General features: G+C 54.6%; 12 protein-coding genes. All 12 read left to right on the top strand.

The window, feature by feature from the left end:
• The first annotated feature begins 274 nt into the window (after positions 1–274).
• Positions 275–1,348 carry a dTDP-glucose 4,6-dehydratase gene (rfbB, locus tag BLT55_RS00230; protein WP_007252560.1) on the top strand — a complete coding sequence of 358 codons (1,074 nt, stop codon included), beginning with the start codon at positions 275–277 and terminating at the stop codon, positions 1,346–1,348.
• Positions 1,348–2,253 (top strand): dTDP-4-dehydrorhamnose reductase, encoded by a 906-nt coding sequence (gene rfbD / locus BLT55_RS00225; protein ID WP_054999022.1) that lies wholly within the window; start codon positions 1,348–1,350, stop codon positions 2,251–2,253. The genes rfbB and rfbD overlap by 1 nt, the downstream gene beginning before the upstream one ends.
• A complete protein-coding gene (gene rfbA / locus BLT55_RS00220; protein WP_007252558.1) occupies positions 2,250–3,140 on the top strand; it encodes a glucose-1-phosphate thymidylyltransferase RfbA in 891 nt (296 codons plus the stop codon). Before rfbD ends, rfbA begins: the two co-directional genes overlap by 4 nt.
• 42 nt (positions 3,141–3,182) lie before the next feature.
• The gene (locus BLT55_RS00215) at positions 3,183–4,112 is read left to right on the top strand and encodes a glycosyltransferase family 2 protein (RefSeq protein ID WP_054999023.1); all 930 of its coding nucleotides are present in this window, start codon (positions 3,183–3,185) and stop codon (positions 4,110–4,112) included.
• A gap of 661 nt (positions 4,113–4,773) precedes the next feature.
• Positions 4,774–5,319: a dTDP-4-dehydrorhamnose 3,5-epimerase gene (gene rfbC / locus BLT55_RS00210; protein ID WP_054999024.1), complete on the top strand. Its 546-nt coding sequence runs from the start codon at positions 4,774–4,776 to the stop codon at positions 5,317–5,319.
• Positions 5,319–6,146 (top strand): ABC transporter permease, encoded by an 828-nt coding sequence (locus BLT55_RS00205; protein WP_054999025.1) that lies wholly within the window; start codon positions 5,319–5,321, stop codon positions 6,144–6,146. The genes rfbC and BLT55_RS00205 overlap by 1 nt, the downstream gene beginning before the upstream one ends.
• Complete coding sequence (locus tag BLT55_RS00200) at positions 6,136–7,500, top strand: ABC transporter ATP-binding protein (RefSeq protein ID WP_054999026.1); 1,365 nt, start codon at positions 6,136–6,138, stop codon at positions 7,498–7,500. Before BLT55_RS00205 ends, BLT55_RS00200 begins: the two co-directional genes overlap by 11 nt.
• Positions 7,493–12,358 (top strand): glycosyltransferase, encoded by a 4,866-nt coding sequence (locus BLT55_RS00195; protein WP_054999027.1) that lies wholly within the window; start codon positions 7,493–7,495, stop codon positions 12,356–12,358. Before BLT55_RS00200 ends, BLT55_RS00195 begins: the two co-directional genes overlap by 8 nt.
• A 63-nt stretch (positions 12,359–12,421) precedes the next feature.
• On the top strand, positions 12,422–14,290 hold the full coding sequence (locus BLT55_RS00190; protein ID WP_054999028.1) for a glycosyltransferase family 39 protein: 1,869 nt from the start codon (positions 12,422–12,424) through the stop codon (positions 14,288–14,290).
• A gap of 14 nt (positions 14,291–14,304) precedes the next feature.
• Complete coding sequence (locus BLT55_RS00185) at positions 14,305–15,408, top strand: DegT/DnrJ/EryC1/StrS family aminotransferase (protein ID WP_007252550.1); 1,104 nt, start codon at positions 14,305–14,307, stop codon at positions 15,406–15,408.
• On the top strand, positions 15,405–16,355 hold the full coding sequence (locus BLT55_RS00180; RefSeq protein ID WP_054999029.1) for a glycosyltransferase family 2 protein: 951 nt from the start codon (positions 15,405–15,407) through the stop codon (positions 16,353–16,355). Before BLT55_RS00185 ends, BLT55_RS00180 begins: the two co-directional genes overlap by 4 nt.
• A complete protein-coding gene (locus BLT55_RS34375) occupies positions 16,342–17,292 on the top strand; it encodes a WxcM-like domain-containing protein (protein WP_054999030.1) in 951 nt (316 codons plus the stop codon). Before BLT55_RS00180 ends, BLT55_RS34375 begins: the two co-directional genes overlap by 14 nt.
• Positions 17,293–17,298: the final 6 nt, after the last annotated feature.

Here is a 17,298-nt window from a genome sequence, read left to right as displayed (position 1 = left end):
AGCCACAGCTTCTTGCAAAAGCCCCTTGATCCGGGGCTTTTTGCTTTTTCACGCAGTGCCATGATGAAACTTGCGGCACGATTGCAGGCGCCCTCAAATTATTTGATAGGGATGTCTATCTTTCTATGTAAAATATCGTTTTTAACCATTGCTCATCCACGCCACTCTAAACATTCATGTTTAACGCAAGCAGATGTCTCGAAGACGGCGACTGATAAGCGATTGTTTCCACGGACCGGGCAAGGCCTTGTCATAACCCAAGGTAGATACTCTCTTGAAGATCTTAGTAACAGGCGGTGCTGGCTTCATCGGTTCGGCGGTCATTCGGCACATCATTGCCAATACAACCGATTCCGTCGTCAACGTCGATAAGCTTACCTACGCGGGTAACCTTGAATCACTTCAGTCGGCCGATCAAAGCGAGCGTTATGCTTTCGAGCACGTCGATATCTGCAACCGTGAAGATCTGGATAGGGTTTTCAAAGAGCATCAGCCCGATGCCATCATGCACCTGGCAGCCGAGTCCCACGTCGATCGCTCGATCACAGGGCCTTCGGAGTTTATCCAGACCAACATCATCGGCACCTATACGCTGCTGGAAGCCGCACGCGGTTACTGGAATCAGCTGGACGAAGCGCGCAAGGCCGGTTTCCGCTTCCATCACATTTCGACCGATGAAGTGTATGGCGATCTGGAAGGCCCGGAAGATCTCTTCACTGAAACAACCCCTTACCAGCCAAGCTCGCCCTACTCGGCCAGCAAAGCCAGTTCAGACCATCTGGTACGTGCCTGGAGCCGCACCTATGGCCTGCCCGCCCTGGTAACCAATTGCTCGAACAACTACGGCCCGTGCCATTTCCCCGAGAAGCTGATCCCGCTGATCATCCTCAACGCGCTGGAAGGCAAGCCGCTGCCCATTTACGGGAAAGGCGATCAGGTGCGTGACTGGCTGTATGTCGAAGACCATGCCCGCGCGCTTTACAAAGTCGTGACCGAAGGCAAGATTGGCGAGACTTACAACATCGGTGGTCACAACGAGAAGCAGAACCTCGAAGTGGTACACGCTGTCTGCGCCCTCCTCGATCAACTGCGTCCGGATTCCGCTCACCTCCCGCATGCAAGCCTGATCACTTATGTTCAGGATCGCCCAGGCCACGATCTGCGCTACGCGATCGACGCCAGCAAGATCCAGCGTGAGCTGGGCTGGGTGCCGGAAGAAAGCTTCGAATCCGGGATTCGCAAGACCGTGCAGTGGTACCTCGACAACCCGGAGTGGGTAGCTCACGTCAAAAGCGGAAGCTACCAGCAGTGGATCGACAAGAACTACACAGCACGCGCCGATAAATGATGAAGATTCTTCTGCTGGGAAAAAACGGCCAGGTCGGCTGGGAGCTGCAACGTTCGCTCGCGGTAGTGGGCGAAGTGATTGCCCTTGATCGTCAGACGATTTCAACGGCCTATGGCGATCTGACCGGCGATCTGTCTGACCTGGACGGCTTGCGCAACACCATTCGCTGCGTTCAGCCCCAGGTTATCGTCAATGCCGCGGCCTATACCGCCGTCGACAAGGCCGAAACCGAGCGAGCGCTCGCCCACACGGTCAATGCGCTGGCTAGTCAGGTCCTGGCAGAAGAGGCCCGCACGCTCGACGCGCTGCTGGTTCATTACTCGACCGACTACGTTTTCGACGGTACGGGAAGCGTTGCCTGGAAAGAAAGCGACGCGGTGTCTGCGGTCAACTATTACGGTGCAACCAAGCTTGAAGGTGAGCAACTTATTGTCGCCTCAGGCTGCAAACACCTGATCTTCCGTACCAGCTGGGTCTACGCGGCACGCGGCAACAACTTTGCCAAAACCATGCTGCGGCTTGCAAAAGACCGCCCGACGCTCAGTGTGATTGCCGATCAGATTGGCGCACCTACAGGTGCTGAGTTGCTGGCCGACATAGCGACGGCGGCGCTGCAGCAAACACTGGCAAGGCCGGAGCTGTGTGGCATTTATCATCTGGCACCCGCCGGTGAGGTGTCATGGCATGCCTATGCGCAGTACGTTATTGATTTCGCCCGCGCCAACGGGGAACCCTTGACGGTAGAAACGATCAACCCCATCGGCACGACCGAATACCCGACACCCGCGCGACGCCCTCTGAATTCGCGTCTGAACACAGAAAAGCTGCGCCACAATTTTTCGCTGCACCTGCCTGACTGGCAAAGTGGTGTAGCCCGAATGCTCATGGAAACTCTGAATAAATGACCACCATCAATCGTAAAGGCATCATCCTGGCCGGCGGCTCGGGCACTCGTCTGCACCCGCTCACTCTTGGCGTATCCAAGCAGATGCTGCCTATCTACGACAAACCAATGATTTTCTACCCGCTGTCCGTACTGATGCTGGCGGGTATGCGTGAAGTCTTGATCATCTCCACGCCAGAAGATCTGCCTAGCTTCCGTAAATTGCTGGGGGACGGCAGCCAATATGGTATTGAGCTGACTTACGCTGAGCAACCTACTCCGGATGGCCTGGCACAAGCGTTCATCATCGGAGAAGAGTTCATCGGCAAAGACCCTTGCTGCCTGATTCTGGGCGACAACATCTTCTATGGTCAGCACTTCTCCGACAACCTGCGCTCCGCCAGCCAGCAGACCACCGGCGCCACTGTTTTCGGCTATCACGTTTCTGACCCGGAGCGCTTCGGTGTTGTCGAGTTCGACGAAACCGGACGCGCACTGAGCATCGAAGAGAAGCCTGCAGCACCGAAGTCGAGCTACGCGGTAACGGGCCTGTACTTCTACGATAACCAGGTTGTCGAAATCGCGAAGAGTATCAAGCCTTCCGAGCGCGGCGAACTGGAAATCACCGATGTAAACCGTGCTTATCTGGAGCAGAAGAGCCTGACCGTAGAGATTCTGGGTCGTGGCTTTGCGTGGCTCGACACCGGTACTCACGAGTCACTGCTGGAAGCGAGCCATTTCGTCCATACCATCGAGCAGCGTCAGGGCTGGAAAGTGGCCTGCCTGGAAGAGATCGCCTACACCAACGGCTGGATCACCGCCGCTCAGCTGGGTGAGCAAGCACAGAAGCTGAAGAAAACCGGCTACGGGCAGTATCTGCAGAAACTGCTCGATCTGGGCTCGTTCTAACGCTGTAAACCTCTATTCACATACCGCAAGGCTGCGAACAGTATGTCATCTGTTTTTCCAAAGGTAGCCGTGCTGCTGGCAGCCTATAACGGTATGGCATGGATAGAGGCACAACTTGATTCCCTCCTGAAGCAGACAAATGTCTGCGTCAGCGTGTTCATCAGTGTCGACACCTCCACCGACGGCACTGAGGCATGGTGTGCCGATTATGCGCAGCACCACGCAAGCGTTACCCTGTTGCCGCCCGCAGGACGATTTGGCGGAGCGTCACGCAACTTTTTTCGCTTGATCCGGGACGTCGACTTCTCTTCTTTTGATTATGTTGCTTTCTCCGATCAGGACGATATCTGGCATCACGACAAGCTTGAGCGTGCGGTATCGACTCTGGTGTCTGGCGAGCATGACGCCTACTCAAGTAACGTCATCGCCTTCTGGCCCGATGGGCAGCGAGTATTGCTGGACAAGGCTCAGCCTCAGGTTCGATGGGACCACATGTTCGAAGCGGCCGGTCCTGGTTGCACATACGTGCTGAACCGCTCACTCGCCGATGCTTTCAAGTCATCGCTCGTTTCACACTGGGACGCCGCTCAGGCCGTCAGCCTGCATGACTGGTATTGCTATGCATTTGCTCGCAGTCATGACTTTCGATGGTTCATTGACCCGAAACCCAGCCTGGACTATCGCCAACACGCTGATAATCAGGTAGGCGCCAATACCGGACTCGCCCCGCTCATCTCGCGCTTGAAAAAAATCGCTGATGGTTGGTGGGCAGGGCAGGTTTTGCTGATTAACCATCTGACTGGAGGCAGCGAGCTGCTTTTCGTGGGAGATAAAACGCGCACACGGTCGCTGTTTCTCAAGCTCGCCTTCAAGGCAGGGCAATGCCGCAGAAGACCTCGGGACAAGATTTTATTCGTTATTGCCTGTCTGGCAGCCATGTTGAATAAACCTGAACGGCGAAATAATCACTAGCTCCACCTCCGCCGCATTCAGAGCGAATCGCCCTCCATACGTTCATACACACGCTATCGCAACGCTTTGAAAATAAAGACTTTAAATTGCTCTGCATGCCAATGCTCACGCATTGAATGAAGTGCGGGCGGTGCGCAGCCATCGCTTAATTTCATGGGTGCTGAATGTTCTACAGCAGCGGCATATGTTAATGTGCAGGCCTTTGTTTTCGGTATCAAGAGCTCAACCTGTCGGCTAGCCGGGTAAACGGAACCAGAGCCCAAAGGCAGGGTCACTTGTACCGCCCGGCTAGGGATGAAAATGACCTGCATTGCCTGTGTGGCCATCAAGTCGGATACCGAGTGCACTATATTTTGTAAAAACAGTCCTGCAATGAACGTCTCGCGTGACTCATCGTTGGAACCTAATTCGGAAAAATTACAAATAGACGATGCATGCCCCACGCCCCGCAGTAAACAAGGCCTACCTCCTATCCAGCGCAGACACTTTCCGCCCAGGTGGCCAGTCTATGGCCCACAGCGACGCCAGTGAGCGCAGATATCGCAGAACGCCTTTCCCTGCCGCCACCCAATTCCATGGCGCAGGCGTCTTTCAATAGACGCCTGCCCCAGCCAGGGCCGCATGAGCAGGCCCTGATGAGCATTTCGGAGATACGTTACATATGAATGCAACACGCCTCGCCATTCCAGACGTCATCGTATTCGAGCCTAAAACCTTCGGTGACGATCGCGGGTTTTTCTTTGAAAGCTTCAACCAGAAGGCATTCGAAGAGGTCGTTGGCCGATCGGTCAAATTTGTCCAGGATAACCACTCTCGCTCTGTAAAAGGCGTTCTTCGCGGTTTGCATTATCAAATTCAGCAGCCGCAGGGCAAGCTTGTGAGAGTGACCGCAGGCGAAGTATTCGATGTTGCCGTCGATCTGCGCAAAAGCTCACCGACATTCGGCAAATGGGTGGGCCTGCACCTCACCGCCGAAAACAAAAAACAGATGTGGATTCCGGAAGGCTTTGCTCACGGTTTCGTCGTGTTGTCCGAAAGTGCCGAGTTTCTTTATAAAACCACTGACTACTGGGCTCCGGAACATGAACGCAGCCTCGCCTGGAGCGATCCAACGGTGAACATTGAGTGGCCGCTCAGCGACGCGCCTTCCCTGTCAGTTAAAGACCAGAAAGCCGTCACCTTCGAAGATGCCGAGGTGTTCGCTTAATGAACCCTCATAAAACCCCCTCGGCCGGCCCTGTACGTTTGGTCGCCAGCCTGTGGACAAACAGGTCATTGATCTCGCAAATGACCAGACGCGAAGTCATTGGCCGCTATCGCGGGTCGGTAATGGGCCTGGCCTGGTCATTCTTCAATCCGGTGTTGATGCTCGCAGTCTATACCTTCGTTTTTTCCGAAATTTTCAGCGCGCGCTGGGTCGGTGTAGACACCGGCAAAGGCGGCTTTGCCATTCTTTTGTTCGTCGGAATGATTGTGCATGGCCTGTTTGCGGAATGTGCCAACAGGGCGCCCTCTTTGGTGATGAGCAACAGCAACTACGTCAAGAAGGTAGTTTTCCCGCTGGAGATTTTGCCGGTCATCACCTTGGGCTCGGCGCTTTTCCACAGTTGCATCAGCCTGGTCGTGCTGGTGATCGCACAGTTGCTGATCTCGCACACACTCTTCTGGACCGCGCTACTGTTCCCGCTCATTCTGGTGCCGCTCATCCTGGGCACACTGGGTATCAGCTGGTTTCTCGCGTCCCTGGGTGTGTACCTGCGCGATGTCGGCCATGTCATTACGGTTCTGACAACCGTTCTGCTGTTCCTCTCGCCGGTTCTTTACCCGGTGGCGGCGCTTCCTGAAGTGTATCGTCCGTGGCTGCAAATGAACCCGCTCACCTACATTATCGAAGAAAGCCGCAGCGTGCTGCTGTTCGGTAACCTCCCCCATTGGGATAGCCTGGGTATCGCCATCGTCATTGGCACAGTAATGGCTACCATGGGGTTCTGGTTCTTCCAAAAAACACGTAAAGGATTCGCTGATGTCATCTGATCAACCGGCTATCAGCGTACAAAACGTCTCGAAGTGTTTTTACACTTACGACAAACCCCACGACCGCCTGAAACAGGCCCTTGTGCCCAGACTTCAGCGCTGGTCGGGTAGACCGACCACTACGTATGGCAAGGAGTTCTGGGCGTTGCGCGATATCAGCTTTGATGTCGCCAAGGGTGAGACAGTCGGTATCGTAGGACGCAACGGCTCAGGAAAATCCACGTTGTTGCAGATCATTTGTGGCACTTTAAGCCCCACGATCGGCGAAATTCATACCCGTGGCCGGGTCGCGGCGTTGCTGGAACTGGGCTCGGGCTTCAATCCCGAATTCACCGGTCGGGAGAACGTCTACCTCAACGCGGCAGTGTTGGGCCTGACGCACGACGAAGTGGACGCCCGTTTTGACGCAATCGCCGGGTTTGCCGACATCGGCGAATTTCTGGATCAACCGGTCAAATCCTACTCGAGCGGCATGGCTGTGCGTCTGGCCTTCGCGGTTCAGGCGCAGGTCGATCCGGAAATCCTCGTTGTGGACGAAGCGCTCTCCGTGGGCGATGCCCGGTTTCAGGCCAAATGCTTCGAGCGTTTGAGGCAATTGAAGGAAAACGGCACGAGCATTCTGTTGGTCACTCACTCCAGCGAACAGGTAGTCACCCACTGTAATCGTGGCATTTTGCTGGAAAAGAGCCGGATCGAAATGATTGGCGAATCGCGTCCGGTCATTAATCGTTATACCGATCTTCTGTTCGGACGCGACAAAAGCCCTATTACTGACAAAAGCCTGGACCTTGCCGAAGCAGAGCGCGTGGAAGTTGCGCCAGTCGAGGCCGACAAGATTGCGCTACGGTTCGACGAGGATGTGTACGCCAGCCGGCCTGGCTATAACCCTCATGAATACCGCTGGGGGGATGGCGCAGCAACTCTTCTCGACTTCCATATGAGCGCATCGGGACAGGAATTCCCTAATAGTGTCGAGTCTGGTATGGAAATCGTGCTTGATCTGGCACTGGAGTTCAACCGCACCGTCGTCAACCCGATTATCGGTTTTACGATCAAGACCAAAGAGGGTGTGACCGTCTACGGCACTAACACGTACCTGCAGGATTGTGAGGGCACAGGCCTCATCGGCAGTGCTGGCAACCAGGCAAAGGCCCGAGTGAAATTCAAAAACGCACTGGCGACGGGGGATTATTTCATATCCATCGGTATCGCCTCCCGGCAAGGCGAAGACATCGTGCCCCACGACAGGCGCTATGACTCCATACATTTCGTCGTAGAACCCACTCCTAAGCTTCTGGGCCTGATAGACCTGGGTGCCGTCATGGAAGTTGAACCGGTAATTGTCGATGTTTGAACTTGATAGATACGGCTATTCCCTTGATGCCGGCACAGGGGTCTGGGTGCGCTCCGATTATCAGGGCATTGCTTACAGCGATGGCGACAATTCCGAAAACGAATTGGCTAGAATCGTGCGTGAAGCGCAGGATGTCTCAGTCCTGTCCAGTGAGCTTCCGCTCTATTGCACTGACTGGCCCAAGCTGTATCACCTGACGTCGAGCCGGGGGAATATCTTCCGCCCGTTCGAACACCTTTTGAAAGGTAAGTCAGTTCTTGAAATAGGGGCAGGTTGCGGCGCAATCAGCCGTTATCTTGGCGAAGCCGGAGCCGTGGTGCTGTCTCTGGAAGGCAGCCCGCGCCGCGCTGCTATCGCAGCGAGCAGAACACGTGATCTGGACAACATCACAGTGCTTGCCGAACGGTTTGACGACTTGAAAGTCGAGCAACAGTTCGATGTCGTCACCCTCATCGGGGTGCTTGAATATGCCAGCATGTTCAGCGCCGATGCTGATCCGGCTTTCGGCATGCTGAACCGCGTTCGAAAACTGCTGAAACCTGACGGCCATCTGTTCATCGCCATCGAGAATCAGTTGGGCCTGAAATATTTTGCAGGCGCGCCGGAAGATCACGTCGGTGTCCCGATGTATGGCATTGAAGGACGCTATGTAGATCGGCAACCGAAAACGTTTGGTCGAAAAGAGCTTCAGGCGCTTATTGCCCGTGCTGGGTTCAAGGCGTCGGACTTTCTATCCCCCTACCCCGATTACAAGATCCCGAACTCGATCATCACCGAAAGAGGTTTCAGATCCGAAGACTTCGATGCGGCTGCGCTGGCTTGCCAGAACACCCGAAAAGACCCGCAATTACCGGTCAACACCACATTCAATCTGGAAAGAGCCTGGCCTGTCGTCATCGATAACCACTTGGGTATGGAGCTTGCCAACTCCTTCCTCGTAGTGGCCTCATGCTTGCCGGAGCACGTTGTGCCGGCGGATATCCTTGCGTATCACTACAGCACGGGACGTAATGCCGAGTATTGCAAAGCGACCGTTTTCGTCGAGACACCCGACGGCATCGAAGTCCGCTACCATCGACTCAGCAGCGGTGCGCTTCCAGAAAGCCCAGAGGATGCACACCGTTTCATCCTTCCCGAAGCACACGGTTATGCCAAAGGCTCGCTGCTCAGTCTGAAATTCTTTGAGGCCGCCACAACACATGACTGGAACGTCGCGACGTTTACGCCGTTTCTGTCCCTGTATGTGGAAAGCCTGGAAAAACTCCTCGCCGCGGAAGGGCATGCGATTGCACTTGACCATGTGGAAGCGCGCCTGCCCGGTCACTACATTGATGCAGTGGCGCAAAACATCATTCTGGATAGCGAAGGGCGGCCGCACCTTATCGATATCGAATGGGAAATGGTCGGGGGTGTCGAACTCGGTCATTTGTTGATGCGCGGGCTTTTACTGCTGATTGCCAACGCCGTCCCTTTCCACTCGACTGCGACCATGATCAGCAGGCGCGACTTCATTATCCAATTGCTGGACAGCGTTGGCCTCACGGTAACCGAAGACGATCTCAATCGATATGCCGCGCTTGAAGCCCTGTTTCAGGAAAGAGTGACCGGTCGAGAGGCTGCAAGCTTCCTGAACTGGGCACCCGACGCAACGATCCAGAAAACCGGTTCGCAGATAAACGAAATGCCTAAAGTCGCGACGCTCTATCTGGGCGACGCAGAAGGCGGCTTCACTGAGGATCGAACGAAGAAGCAACGGGTACACGATGGCTTCCAGACCGTCATTTTCGAGGTCCCGGCCTCGGCCCGGTGTGCGTCGTTACGTTTCGATCCGATAAACATTCGACAATCTTTCTCGATCAGCGCCGTTAAAATCTATAGCGCGAACGCAGAACGCTGGACATGGTATGACAGCGCCGAGTCGCCACTGACAGCCGCAGGCGTGACAGCATTTTCAAGTGATGCCAACGGCACCCTGTTCATGGCACTGAACGATGACCCACACGTGATGTTGCCGGTCGATCTCCGCAAGATGGTCAAAGGTAAATCATTCAAAGTACAGATTTCCTTTACGCTGCTCACGGAAAGTGAGGTCGCCGCCAGACTTGTTCAACAGGAAGAAGAACTCAAACAAGCGCTCGAAACGACCTCAGATCAGAACCTGAAAGAACACTCGGCCCTCGAAGCAATCGAAGCGGCCAATCTGGCGGAGCAGGAGAATCATCGTCTTGCGCTGGCGAATATAGAACTTGAAAACCTGTCTGCTCAGGAACGTCATCGCCTGGCGCTGATGGAGCTGGAAACGGCAAATGCGACGCTTCAGGAAAGCCACAGCCTGGCACTGACAGAACTGGAAACCGCCAGTGAGACGCTCCAGGAAAGCCACAGTCGTGAGCGAATGGAGCTGGAAGCTGCCAATGCGGCTCTTCAGGAAAGCCACAGTCGTGCGCTGGCGGAACTTGAGGCTGAAAAGCGGGCAATGCAAGAGGCCCATCAGCAAGAACGGGAGGCACTCGAAGCACAAAATCTCGCTATTCAGGAAAGTTATCGGCTCAAGCTGATGGAGGCTGAAAGCGTACACCTGGCGGCACTGGAAGCGCACCGCAGTGAGGTCATGGGGCTCAAGACCGACAATCTGACGTTGCAGGAAAATCATCACCTGACGCTGACTGAGCTCGAAGCCAGACAGCTGGCGATGCAAGAAAGCCATCACCTCGCATTGACAGAGTTCGAAGCCAAGCACCTGGCATTGAAAGAAAGCCATCACCGGGAGTTGACTCGCCTCGAAGCCGAAACGTTGGCGCTGCAACAGAATCAGCGCCGTGAAGTGACAGGGCTTGAAAGCAAAAATGTCCAGATGATGGAAAAGCACCGGCTGGAGCTGGAAGCCAAAGACACGCATATTCACAACCTGGATCTGCATATCATGTCGATGCAGTCCTCTCACAGTTGGAGGATAACGTCACCACTCAGAAAACTGGCCAGTGCCTTTCGCAGAACCGGGAGCGCCGTCAATTCGCTGCCCCGGATCATCCGACGTGGCGGCGGTCTCTTCAGCACGGCCGGGAAAGCGTACCGGGTATGGCGAGCAAGAGGCCTTGCGGGCGTAATTGCTCAAGCGCGATGGGCCAAAGGTGACGCCATCGGCAACCGGAATGACTACGCCCTGTGGGTAGAGAAATACGACACCCTGGATGATGCGAAGATTGAAGTCATCAGCGGCGATATAGCACGCTGGGGTGATAGCCCGGTTATCTCTATTATCATGCCGGTCTACAACCCGCCGCTGGATTTGCTGCGTGAAGCCGTAGAGAGCGTTTGCGCACAACTGTATCCGCGGTGGGAACTTTGCCTGGCCGATGACGCCTCGACTGATCAGGAAGTGATCGATTATCTGAAGTCGTTGAATGCAATGGATGACAGGATCAAGGTCGTCTTTCGTGAACACAATGGACATATCTCGGCAGCCAGCAACTCGGCCCTTGAAATGGCCACAGGCGATTTTGTTGTACTGATGGATAACGATGATCTCCTGCCCAGGCATGCCCTTTACTGGGTGGCCCGGACGATCCGTGAAAACCCGGATGCAGGGCTCATCTATTCTGATGAAGACAAGATCAGCACTGACGGCACGCGCAGTTCGCCCCACTTCAAGTCAGACTGGAATGAGTTTTTGTTTCGCTCACAAAACATGGTCTGCCACCTCGGTGCCTATCGGAGAGATCTGATCAACGAAGTCGGGCAATTCAGAGTCGGATTCGAAGGCGCTCAGGATTATGACCTGGCACTGCGTTGTATAGAAAAGCTGCAGCGAAGCCAGATTATCCACATTCCGCGCGTGCTCTATCATTGGCGCATACATGCCGGCAGTACTGCGATGGCTGGCGATAAAAAGCCCTATGCCGCGCTGGCCGGCGTGAAGGCGCTTGATGAGCATCTGCAACGCGAAGGCGGAATCGGCACTGCCGAACTGTCCGCTCTGGGCATGTACCGTGTTCACTACACGCTGCCGGCTTCACTGCCTCTCGTAACGCTGGTGATTCCAACCCGAAACGCGCACACGCTCGTCAAACAGTGCATCGACAGCATCAAGCGACTGACCACGTATGCGCATTACGAAATCATTCTGGTCGACAATGGCTCTGACGATCCAGAGTCGCTTGCTTACTTTGCTCAGCTCGATCAGGAAGAAAATATCCGCGTGCTGCGCGATGAAGCCCCCTTCAACTATTCAGCACTCAATAACGCGGCAGTGCGTATTGCCAAGGGTGAGCTGATCGGCCTTGTCAATAATGACATTGAGGTCATTTCGCCTGACTGGCTGAGTGAAATGGTGTCGATTGCCCTGCAAGAGAACGTAGGTGCCGTGGGCGCCCGGTTGTGGTATCCCGACAACAGGCTTCAGCACGGCGGTGTCATCGTGGGCCTGGGGGGCGTCGCAGGACACTCGCATAAATACTTGTCAAAAGGCGCACACGGCTATTTCTGCAGGGCAGAACTTATCCAGGAGTTTTCAGCCGTTACCGCCGCCTGTCTTATTATCAAGAAGTCGATATTCGAAGAACTCGGTGGGCTTGACGAAGAACATCTGAAAGTCACCTTTAACGACATTGACTTCTGCCTGAGGGCTCGAGAAGCGGGTTATCTCAATGTGTGGACGCCCTTCGCGGAGCTGTATCATCATGAGTCCGCAACCCGGGGACATGAAGACACGCCTCAAAAACAAGCGCGGTTTTCGCAAGAAGTCCACTACATGAAATCCAGGTGGCCACAGATTCAGGTGGATTATGCCTATAGCCCGAACCTGACCCTGGATTACGAAGATTTCAGCCTGGCCTGGCCACCAAGGATAGCGACTTGACGCCGATAATTGATAACGCTGAATCTGAAACAATGGAAACGATTATTACATTGAGGGACGCCCGTGTTTGAAGCAACTCGCTCCAACAGCTCTGCAGGCTGGACCAGTACCCGCTACCAATGGGTACTGGGTGTTTTCTATTTCTTTGTTGTGGCCGTCTGGTCGTTTGGCATCAAGTTTCATGGTGCGCCAGATGAATCCACGCACTTCTTTTTGCTGGAATACCTGAACGCGTTCCACTCCCTGCCGGACGCCACACAGCCGAGTCAGCCTTTTACCGGGGCGATCTCAGGCTATACGTGGCAACCCGGAGCATTCTGGTATCACGGGCTGCCCTTTCCTCATGTACTGGGTGCTCTGATCAGCTATCACAGTCTGGGCTGGATATTGCCCAATGAGCTTGGCTACGTGGCGGCTCGATGCGTCAACTGGATCATGGGCGCCATCTTCATCGGCGCCCTGTTTCGCATTGGCTACCGGGCAGGGATGTCAAAAAGAGCAGCGGCCCTTGGTGCGCTCATCGTTGCGCTGATCCCTCAGGTATCTTTTGTTTTTTCGTACTTCAACAGTGACGCCTACGGCTTGATGAGTGTCGCGCTGGTGCTGAGCGCATTACTGGGCTTTTTGAAAAGACCTGACAAGCTTGCCGCTCTCTGCCTGGGCGGCGCGTTGGGGCTGATGTTCATGGCAAAACTGTACTTCTTGCCTGCACTGGTTTTTGTCGCGGTGACCCTCGTCGCCCAGCATTACTTCGCAGAATTGAATCTGAAAAAATGTATTGTCCCCCTCATCGTCGCGGCCGCTATTGTTTCCGGTCCTATGCTGTTACTGACGTACATGAAATTTGGTGAAATATCGGGCGTCTCTGGGCAAATCGAATTTTCGGCGATGCACAAAGGCAGCCCAAGCGCCGGGTACGGCACGTGTTTCATTGGATGCCCTGAGCATTTTTTTGAAATGAAAGCCATTCGGCCCTGGCTCAGCCTTTCACTGGTCAGTTACTTTTCCGTAACCGGCTGGATGAGCATCTACCTTCCGCCCACCTATTACAGTATCGCGGCTGCACTGTTCGCTGCCTTGTGCATCGCTGCAGCTGTCCAGACGTACCGCGCGCGCGCTCATGTCAAAACATCGGTTTTTTATCTGAATTACCTGTTACCTCTGATCATGATTTTCGGTTTGTTTCCCTCGATCGTGGTACTTAGCATGCTTGCGTCACAGAACGCCTTGCCACAACCCCAGGGCCGGTATCTGTTTGTCACGATCCCCTTCTTGAGCATCCTCATCGCGCTCGCGACCAAAAGCTACTTCTCTGCGGCGGTGGCATCGTCAACCGCCAAAGTTCGTCATTTCCATGTGAAGTGCCTGGTAACGGTGGCGGTATGGATGGCCTGGACAAACAGTCTGGCGTGGAGCGCGAATACTCTGGACCCGACCAATATAGGACAATCAGCCATTGGCATGGCGGTGACAGATGCCGTCATGGCAAGCGACGCGGCCAAAACTTCGGAAACGAAGATTCTGAGCCCGGCACAGCTGACTAGCCGACTGGCGCTGAACAACGGTGAGTTCTTTCTCAAAGCGACGGTCGAGCCAAAAGGAACAGTGGGTAACCTGGATGAGATCCGGAAAACGCCCAATGGCTGGCTGGTGAAAGGCTGGAGCTTTATCGAGGAAGCAGACGGTGCACCGCAATATGTGATCGCTGTGGAAGCAGGTAAAGTTGTAAGTGCGCTAAGAATCGATAACAAACGGCCGGATGTTGCTGCAGCGCTTAACAACAAGGCGGCTGCGCGTTCAGGCTACGACGGCAATATTCTTTCGACATCGTCCTCGGATAGATGCGATCTGAAGCTGTACACTGTCAGCTCGACCTTTAAAATTTTCGCAATGCCTGATGTATGCGCATCCATCAGCCGTTCGTCTCACTGATCATGGAAACCCCAATGGAAAATATTCCACTTTTCTCGGCCATCAAAGCTAACGCCGGGCTCGATTTCGCGACGCCATTGAAGGCCGTGCTGGACAGCCACTGGTATGTGTTAGGTAACGAAGTAAAACTGTTCGAGGAAGAGTTTGCTGCGTATGTAGGCGTACAGTATTGCATCAGCGTGGCGAACGGCTCCGATGCACTGGAACTTGCCCTGAAGGGTCTCGGCGTTGCAGTAGGCGACCCTGTTGTCGCCGTGGCCAACGCCGGCTTTTATGGCAGCACCGCCATCCATGCAGTGGGTGCGACCCCTGTTTATGCCGATGTCGATCCAGCGACGCTGACGCTTTGCAAAAAGTCTCTGCAAGCCGTGATCGCCAAGGAAAAACCGGTCGCCATCATCGTTACGCACTTGTACGGCCAACTGGCGAACATCGAAGAGATCGTCGAGATCGCATCTGCTGCCGGTATTCCGGTTCTTGAAGACTGCGCGCAGTCCCATGGCGCGCGGCGCAACGGCAAGCAAGCGGGCAGCTTCGGCACCATCGCCTGCTTCAGCTTCTATCCGACCAAAAACCTGGGTGCGCTCGGTGACGGTGGCGCTGTTGTCACTGATGACGATGCTCTGGCAGCACGTATTCGCCAGCTTCGGCAGTATGGTTGGGATCAGAAGTACCGCATTGCCATTCCGGGCGGCCGTAACAGCCGACTCGACGAGATGCAAGCCGCAATCCTGCGCATCAAGTTACCGCACCTCGACACCTGGAACGAGCAGCGTCGCTCGATCGCCAAGCGCTATAACGAAGCGTTTGCCGGGCTCGATATCGAACTGCCCTCCTCGGTATCAGACGATTTCGTCGCCCATCTGTATGTCATCCGCACAAAGGATCGAGCTGCACTTGCCGCTGCGCTCAAAGAGAAATCAGTCAGCACTGATATTCACTACCCTATCGCCGATCACAAGCAGCCCGCCTATACAGCCCGGTCTTCCGTGGCTCTGGACGTGACTGAGCGCACGTGCGATACCGTCATCTCCCTGCCCTGCTTTCCGGGCCTGAGCGACGAAGAAGTTGATCGCGTTATCGATGCGGTAACCGCGTATTTTTCCAAGGAGATATGACTTTGCTGACGTTGGTCATTCCCGTATATCGCAACGAAAGCAATCTTCCGGATTTGCTCGTTGCAGTGACGGCGCTAGACAAGCAGCTCGGACACGACCTTGAAGTCGTGTTCGTGATAGACGGCAGTCCTGACCGCTGTTACGAAATACTCCGGGAACAACTGCCGTCACAATCGTTCACATCCAAGCTGATCCTGTTGTCCAGAAACTTCGGGTCCTTCATGGCTATCCGCACGGGCCTGCAGCATGGAACAGGCGACCGTTTTGCGGTAATGGCCGCGGATCTCCAAGAGCCACCGGAACTGGTTCTGGAAATGAACACCGTGCTGATGCGAGGCGATACGGATGTTGTGGTGGGTGTGCGAGAAGGTCGTCAGGACCCGTGGGCCTCACGCACTGCCTCAAGGATTTTCTGGGGACTTTATCGCCGCTATATCATCCCTGAAATACCTCCAGGCGGCGTCGACATGTTCGCCTGCAACAAAGCCTTCCGGGACACTCTGTTGACCCTCGGAGAGCGTCACAGCTCTCTGATCGCTCAAATATTCTGGATGGGCTACCGCCGTGCGGTGGTGACCTACACCCGACAGGAGCGAGTTCACGGTACATCCGCGTGGACGCTGCGCAAGAAAGTCAATTACCTGATGGACAGCGTATTTTCCTTTACGGATATGCCTATTCGGATACTGACTCGAGTCGGCGCATTCGGCTCGGTATTTGCAGCGCTGTTTGGCGTGTTCACACTGATTGCCAAGCTCGAAGGCCGAATCGAAGTGCCGGGCTATGCGATGATCATGCTGGCCATCACTTTTCTTGGCTGTCTGAACCTGCTGGGATTGGGAATTGTTGGTTCCTACGCATGGCGCACCTACGAAAACACAAAGAATAGACCCTTGGCCATTCCGATGAGAATCGAGGGATTTGGAGAAACACATGAGCAGCGGTAAGGATTTCTTTGTTCACAGCCACGCCCTGTGCGAGTCCGAGAATATCGGTAAAGATTCGCGAGTATGGGCATTCGCACATATTCTGCCAGGCGCGCAGCTGGGCAGTGAATGCAACGTCTGTGACAATGTATTCATCGAAAACGACGTTATCATTGGCAACCGGGTGACGTTGAAGTGCGGCGTGCAGGTGTGGGACGGGATTACCATTGAAGACGATGTCTTCATCGGCCCCAATGCCACCTTCACCAATGATTTGTTCCCGCGTAGCAAGGTCTATCCTCAGACGTTCGCTCGAACCATCATTAGAAAAGGCGCCTCGCTGGGCGCAAACTGCACGATCCTGCCTGGCATCACCATCGGGATAAATGCAATGGTCGGCGCAGGTGCTGTGGTAACACGCTCCGTGCCACCCAATGCGATTGTGGTGGGCAACCCGGTCAAGATCATTGGTTATGTAGACGCCAAGCCTGTCAACGCCAGCAGCGAAGCGCGTTCGGAAACTGCTGCACCTGGTGTGACTGGCACTTCTGTGAAGAACGTCACGCTGCATACGATGAATGAAGTGGCTGACATTCGCGGAAGCTTGTCAGCGGGCGAATTCGAACGTTCGGTACCTTTCAAGTCAGAACGCTATTTCCTCGTGTACGACGTTCCAACGGCCGAAACCCGAGGCGAACACGCGCATCGCATCTGTCACCAGTTCCTTGTTGCAGTAAAGGGCTCGGTTCATGTGGTGGCGGACGATGGTGTCAATCGTGAAGAGTTTATTCTCGACAAACCGAATCAGGGCATTCATTTGCCTCCGATGACGTGGGGCATCCAATATCGCTATTCTCAGGACGCCGTGCTGCTTGTATTTGCGTCGCATTATTACGATGCCGGGGACTATATTCGTAACTACGAAGAGTTCAAATCCCTGATCGCAAACGCAGAATAACGGTTC

It is taken from the genome of Pseudomonas cannabina, assembly GCF_900100365.1.
GTDB lineage: Bacteria > Pseudomonadota > Gammaproteobacteria > Pseudomonadales > Pseudomonadaceae > Aquipseudomonas > Aquipseudomonas cannabina.
Note: the sequence above shows the minus strand (reverse complement) of the source record. Positions and strands in the feature narration are given on the sequence as shown.

What these genes read in the sequence shown, in the direction of transcription:
- rfbD (WP_054999022.1), top strand. Translation starts at nt 1,348, where the DNA reads ATGAAGATTCTTCTGCTGGGAAAAAACGGCCAGGTCGGCTGGGAGCTG.
- rfbA (WP_007252558.1), top strand. Translation starts at nt 2,250, where the DNA reads ATGACCACCATCAATCGTAAAGGCATCATCCTGGCCGGCGGCTCGGGC.
- BLT55_RS00215 (WP_054999023.1), top strand. Translation starts at nt 3,183, where the DNA reads ATGTCATCTGTTTTTCCAAAGGTAGCCGTGCTGCTGGCAGCCTATAAC.
- rfbC (WP_054999024.1), top strand. Translation starts at nt 4,774, where the DNA reads ATGAATGCAACACGCCTCGCCATTCCAGACGTCATCGTATTCGAGCCT.
- BLT55_RS00205 (WP_054999025.1), top strand. Translation starts at nt 5,319, where the DNA reads ATGAACCCTCATAAAACCCCCTCGGCCGGCCCTGTACGTTTGGTCGCC.
- BLT55_RS00200 (WP_054999026.1), top strand. Translation starts at nt 6,136, where the DNA reads ATGTCATCTGATCAACCGGCTATCAGCGTACAAAACGTCTCGAAGTGT.
- BLT55_RS00195 (WP_054999027.1), top strand. Translation starts at nt 7,493, where the DNA reads ATGTTTGAACTTGATAGATACGGCTATTCCCTTGATGCCGGCACAGGG.
- BLT55_RS00185 (WP_007252550.1), top strand. Translation starts at nt 14,305, where the DNA reads ATGGAAAATATTCCACTTTTCTCGGCCATCAAAGCTAACGCCGGGCTC.
- BLT55_RS00180 (WP_054999029.1), top strand. Translation starts at nt 15,405, where the DNA reads ATGACTTTGCTGACGTTGGTCATTCCCGTATATCGCAACGAAAGCAAT.
- BLT55_RS34375 (WP_054999030.1), top strand. Translation starts at nt 16,342, where the DNA reads ATGAGCAGCGGTAAGGATTTCTTTGTTCACAGCCACGCCCTGTGCGAG.